Raw genomic sequence first — 6,061 nt, forward strand, 5'->3', positions numbered from 1 at the left:
TGGACTTTCAGGATGTTAATACAGTAACGAGGCAATCTTCTTTTCGCAATTTGTCTTAAAGAAGGGTGTCAAGAGAGTGCGTAACAGGATCGTTCATCCTGACATTTTTCAATAAAGTGGAGAATCAGAAAATGCGTCTTTTTTCTAAACAACTGTGTGTTGTTTCTGCTTTGGTAATCTGTGCTGGTTTGTTGGCATCCTTTGCGGATGCTGCTCCTCCGGAAAGCAGGGCGAAGGCGTTTTCTACCGGAACGTTTGATCCTTTTGTTGACTTTATCAACGGGCAGATCCGTCAGGGCTGGGAAGACAATGAAGTAGAAGCGTCTCCCGTTGCTTCCGATGAAGAGTGGTTGCGTCGTGTCTACCTGGATCTCATCGGTCAAATTCCTTCCGCAGAAATGGTAGAAAAATTTGTCAAGGATAGTGATACCGCCAAGCGTTCTAAGGTCATTGATCAACTGTTGGATGATCCCGCTTACGTTCAGAACTTTACGAATGTATGGACAAACCTGCTCATCGGTCGCAATACTCCGCGACGTGTCAGTCGTAACGGGATGCAGAAGTTTCTGAGGGAAGCATTTGCCAAAAATCGACCCTGGGACGAAATTGTTCAGGATCTGGTGACTGCAGAAGGACATTTTGAAGAGAACGGTGCTGTCAATTATCTGTTGGCACAAATGCAGAATAACGATGAAGCAGTTCAGGTGACGGCGGCAACCACCCGTTTGTTCTTAGGCATCCAGGTGCAATGTACCCAGTGTCATAATCACCCGTTTAATGACTGGAAGCAGAATCAGTTCTGGGAATACAACAGTTTCTTTCGCCAGATGCGACGGATTAATCACCGTAAGACCGACCCCAAAACAGGGCGTCAGGTGGATGACTATTCCGAAGTCGTAGCGACGGGATTTAACGGTCCGGTCTATTATGAAAAACGTTCCGGGCTGATGCAGGTCGCCTATCCCATTTTCGAAGATGTGAAAGTCGATCCGGAAGGCAGCGTCGAACGCCGCAAGGAATTTTCCAAATTGATCGTTCAGGGAGAAAAACCTCTGATTGCACAGGCAATCGTAAACCGGATGTGGGGATATTTCATCGGATATGGTTTTACCCGTCCTGTTGATGATATGGGACCACACAATCCCGCGTCTCATCCGGAATTATTAAACAAAATGGCCGAAGAACTGGTCAAGAAAAAATATGATCTCAAGCAACTCGCACGCTGGATCTGTAATAGTGAAGCATACAACTTGACCAGCCAGTTTGGTCGCAAGAATGAAATTGACAGCCCTGAGCGAGGAGAAACCCCTCTCTTCTCGCATATGTATGTGAAAAACATGACGGCTGAGCAACTCTACGATTCGTTAATTGTTGCCACGGGTGCTCACAAGTCGGGCCAGTCGAACTGGGAGCGGGCTGAAGAGCAGCGGCGTCAGTGGATGCGTCAATTTATGGTCGCGTTTGATAATGATTCGGGCGATGATTCCACCACGTTTAACGGGACAATCCCACAGGCATTGATGATGATGAATGGCGAATTGACCAAAAATGCCATCAGTGCCGATAAAGGGAGTTATCTGAATCAACTGTTATTGGAGAAGGGGAACGATCAGGCAAAAATTAAAAAAATGTTTTTGTCCACACTGAGCCGTTTTCCCGATCGTCGTGAAGCTACCAGTGCTCAGAAACTGATTGGCAGTTCACCGAATAAACTGGCCGCGTATCAGGACCTCTACTGGGCCTTACTCAACTCGAATGAGTTTGTGTTCAACCATTAAAATCGAAACAGCGTTTTGCATAAAATATTCAACACACAACCTTTTATCACAAATAGAATCAAAAGAGGGCATTTGTTATGACTATTCTCAATCCTTACGGAATGACGCGTCGACACTTCATGCAGCATGTTGCCGGTGCAGCAACGGCGATTCCCACAATGCACTTTCTGTCGCATCTGGAAGCAAATGCCAGCCAGGTTAAAAAACAGCAAAAAGCCTGTATCCTGATTTGGATGGCCGGCGGTCCGCCTACGATTGATATCTGGGACCTGAAACCCGGTTCCAAGAACGGCGGAGAGTTCAAGCCGATCAGCACCAAAGGCGATATGCAGATTTCCGAGCATATGCCCCAGACAGCTCAAGTGATGGGAGACCTTTCACTGATTCGCTCCATGAGCACTCGCGAAGCCGATCATGCCCGTGGTACATATTACATGCACTCCGCTTATGTTCCTAACCCGACTGTGGTTCACCCCACGTTTGGTTCGGTCGTCAGCTATGAATTAGGCTCTCGCCGCAAAGAACTGGATATTCCCTCTTTCATTTCGATTGGTGGTAGCCGGGGGAGTGCCGGATTTTTGGGGATGTCTCATTCTCCATTTGTTGTTTCCAGCGATGGAACGATCCAGAACGCAGAAATTAACATGACGGAACAACAGCGATTAGGCCAACGGCTTGACATGCTGCAGGTTCTGGAGTCCGGATTCATTAAGTCCAAACGAGGTGAATCTGCCAACTCTCACAAGGACATCTATAAGAAAGCGGTTAACCTGATGACTTCCAAGCAAATGGAAGCATTCAAAGTCGATCAGGAACCGGCTGCCTTAAAAGAAGCTTATGGAACTGGCAATTTCGGTCAAGGGTTATTGCTGGCCCGACGTCTCGTTGAAGTCGGAGTGCCGTTTATTGAAGTTTCTGCTTCGGTCGGCAGCTGGGACCTGCATCAAGGGGTCTTTGATTCTTTGAAGAATCAGAATCTGCCTCAGTTGGACAAAGGAATCTCGGCACTCGTTACAGACCTGAAACAACGTGCGATGTTGGACGATGTGACCATCGTCTGTATGGGTGAATTTGGTCGCACACCACGCATCAACCAGAATGTGGGCCGTGATCACTGGGCTGCCAGCTGGACTGCCATGATTGGTGGTGGCGGACTTAAGAATGGTCAGGCGATCGGCAAGACAGACAGTGATGGTATTGGTATCGAAGGCAAGAGCTATCTGCCTGGAGATCTGTGGGCAACAGTCTCCCATGCATTGGGGATTCCTCTGGATATCGTGCACACATCAAAACGCGGTCGTCCCATGAAGCTGGCCAATGGTGGAACTCCGATCAAGGAATTGATCGGCTGATTCTATTCAGCAGTCGAGGAGATCACTGAAATCCACAAAACAGCGGACGCTCGAAAGAGGGCTTCCGCTGTTTTAATATCGGTCAAAAAATAAGCCTGAGCAAATCTACTTTGAAGTGACGAATTGGAAATACTTTGACAAGTTCGACCAATCAACCTGTTTTCCCGGATACAGAATCTGAGCAGGGGCGTGAATTCATTGGGTTATTTACCAAATGTCAGAGACGCGTTTATTTGTATATTCTTTCAATGATTCCACATCCATTGGAAGCTGAAGAGATATTACAAGACACAAATCTGGTCATCTGGAAAAAGGCACAACAGTTTGAAGCCGGAACGAATTTTTTTGCCTGGGCGTGTCAAATCGCACATTACGAGATATTGAAATTTCGGAAAAAACGAAGTCGTGATAAGCATCAATTCAGCGATGATTTTGTTGCTCAAGTGGCTGAAGCGGTAAAAGAAAATCAGGAAATTTTTGAGTTACGTCGGAATGCATTAACTTACTGTCTCGGTAAATTACGGAAAAAAGATCTTGAGCTGATTCAGAGGCGTTATCAGGCAAGCAATCAGGGCAAGGACCTTGCCGATGAACTGGGGCGGCCTGCAAACTCTGTTTATCAGTCTTTAGGGCGCGTGAGACGTACTTTATTTGAATGTATTAATCGTTATATAGCAGCAGAGTCCTATAGTCATGAGTAAGAAAGAAGTGGAATTAGCCGAGCTTTCTTTGCTTATGGAAGCATTGTGCGAAGAGCGTCTCTCGACAGCAGAGAAAATGCGACTGGAAGAAATCGTGCTTGCAGATCCGGATGCGATGCAGTTCTATCTGAATTATTCTCATCTGCATGGAACATTATATTGGGATCAGGGAATGGGTTCCGATGCGATGATCCCCATAGCGGCTCCTGTGTCTGAATCGGAATCAACGGAAGAGATTGAAAAGCCTGCGGTCGCTCGCAGAAAGCGATGGGGTCTGGGACTGGCAACAGCCTGCTTACTGGTATTTTCCGTATTCGCTTTGAATTCGTTGATGAAAACGAACGAAGCTCCGAATCTGGCCAATCAACCGGTGGAGCAGAACCAAACGCCTGATGATATTACTCACGGTACTCCAGAGAATCAGGTTGCCGTTCAATCAAATCACACTCGTAACATTCAGATAGAGCCTGCAAAACATCCGATGCTGCAAAATCAGAATGTGGATACTGTCACAGCCAGCGATGATCGTCCATTGATTGCCACCAGGCCTCAACAGTTAGCGCCTGTCGAAAAATTACCGTCAAACGCTTCTGATAAAGCCATTGTTACGTTTATCAATCATCGTATCGAGGATGGCTGGAAAGCAGCCAATATGACGCCTTCCTCTTTCGCCACTGATGAAGAGTGGGTCAGACGCGCATATCTTGATGTAATCGGACGGATTCCGACTGCTTCAGAAGCAGAACAGTTTTTGGCATCGAACCAGACTGATAAGCATGAGCGACTGGTCAAAAAACTGACGGAAGATCCTACCTATGTGACGAACTGGTCGACAATCTGGACACGACTGTTAATAGGTCGTTCTACTTCCCGTGAAATCAACCGGCAGGCTTTGCAGGATTTTCTGGTTCAAAGTTTTGCGGAAAACCGTCCCTGGAGCGAGATGGTTTATGATCTGGTTTCTGCAGAAGGCGATTCGGAAACCAATGGCGCAACCAACTTTCTGTTGGCACACCTGAATAACGAAGCAGTACCCGCGACCGCGATTACGACACGCCTTTTTCTGGGAACCCAGATTCAATGCACACAGTGCCATAACCATCCTTTTAATGATGCCACACAAAGTCAGTTCTGGGAAATCAACAGTTTCTTCAAGCAGACAAAAGTGGTTCGCAGCCAGAAGATGGGAGAAGCGGGAAAGAAACAGGCTCCGAAATTAGAGTTAGTCTCGGTTTCCAAGGGGGGGACGACATTTTACGAAACACGACAAGGCCTGATGCAGCCAGCCTATCCTAAATATGCGGGAATCAAAGTATCCGATGATGCTGGTGTGAACCGACGTCAGGAACTGGCACGATTAATGACGTCAGGCAAAACTGATCAGTTGGCCCGAGCGATGGTGAATCGCATGTGGGCCCATTTCTTTGGTTATGGATTTACCAAACCCATCGACGACATGGGTTATCATAATTCACCCACACATCCTGAGTTACTGGATCAGTTAGCCCGTCAATTCATTGACAGCGGGTATGACATCAAACAACTCATTCAGTGGATTTGTCTGTCTGATGCCTATCGACTCAGCAGCCGTTTTGCTGAGGATAATGTTTCAGACAATCCTGATGATGGCAGTACGCCTAATTTCAGTCGCATGTACGTTAAACAGATGACGGCAGAACAGCTTTATGATTCCCTGCTGGTAACAGCGAATCCCGCACAGATCGTTACCAATTATTCCACTGCCTGGGACAAAATGCAGAAACGCGATCAATGGTTGCAGCAGTTTGTTTATACTCATGAAAATGAGGAAAATGATGAAACGACAACCTTTGATGGCACGATCACACAGGCCTTGTTAATGATGAACGGCCCTCTGGTGAAGCACAGTCTTGATTATCAACAGGAAGAGACCATATTGGCGCAGGTTCTGAAAGAACGCAGCCCTGATACCAGAATTAAAAAGCTGAGTATGGCCGCTTTGACGCGTTATCCCTCATCGCGAGAGTTGTCAGAACTGAAGCGTCTGGTTAAGGAGCGTACCAGATTTCTGACGACCCGCAATGTTCCTCTTCAGACGGCTGTCCAGCAAAGCTATCAGGATATCTATTGGGCTTATCTTAATTCCAATGAATTTATTCTGATTCACTGATTGGCAGACTCAGCTATGCAGTCTGTTGTTTCACCGCTTGTGAATTCATCATTGAGTTGCTATAGGTAAACTCATTCAACC

4 protein-coding genes are annotated in these 6,061 nt (G+C 46.8%); all 4 read left to right on the forward strand.

Annotated features, from left to right (window positions below; all coding sequences use genetic code 11):
• The first annotated feature begins 131 nt into the window (after positions 1–131).
• A complete protein-coding gene (locus tag Q0294_RS22105) occupies positions 132–1,778 on the forward strand; it encodes a DUF1549 domain-containing protein (protein WP_299469785.1) in 1,647 nt (548 codons plus the stop codon).
• A gap of 77 nt (positions 1,779–1,855) precedes the next feature.
• On the forward strand, positions 1,856–3,130 hold the full coding sequence (locus Q0294_RS22110; RefSeq protein WP_299469787.1) for a DUF1501 domain-containing protein: 1,275 nt from the start codon (positions 1,856–1,858) through the stop codon (positions 3,128–3,130).
• Positions 3,131–3,264: 134 nt separating this feature from the next.
• Entirely contained in the window at positions 3,265–3,831 is a 567-nt protein-coding gene (locus tag Q0294_RS22115; RefSeq protein WP_299469789.1) for a sigma-70 family RNA polymerase sigma factor, read from the forward strand.
• The gene (locus Q0294_RS22120; RefSeq protein WP_299469791.1) at positions 3,824–5,980 is read left to right on the forward strand and encodes a DUF1549 and DUF1553 domain-containing protein; all 2,157 of its coding nucleotides are present in this window, start codon (positions 3,824–3,826) and stop codon (positions 5,978–5,980) included. Before Q0294_RS22115 ends, Q0294_RS22120 begins: the two co-directional genes overlap by 8 nt.
• Positions 5,981–6,061: the final 81 nt, after the last annotated feature.

Source organism: uncultured Gimesia sp. (assembly GCF_937919775.1).
Lineage (GTDB): Bacteria > Planctomycetota > Planctomycetia > Planctomycetales > Planctomycetaceae > Gimesia.

Coding starts and splice junctions, on each gene's coding strand:
- Q0294_RS22105 (WP_299469785.1), top strand. CDS start 132: ATGCGTCTTTTTTCTAAACAACTGTGTGTTGTTTCTGCTTTGGTAATC.
- Q0294_RS22110 (WP_299469787.1), top strand. CDS start 1,856: ATGACTATTCTCAATCCTTACGGAATGACGCGTCGACACTTCATGCAG.
- Q0294_RS22120 (WP_299469791.1), top strand. CDS start 3,824: ATGAGTAAGAAAGAAGTGGAATTAGCCGAGCTTTCTTTGCTTATGGAA.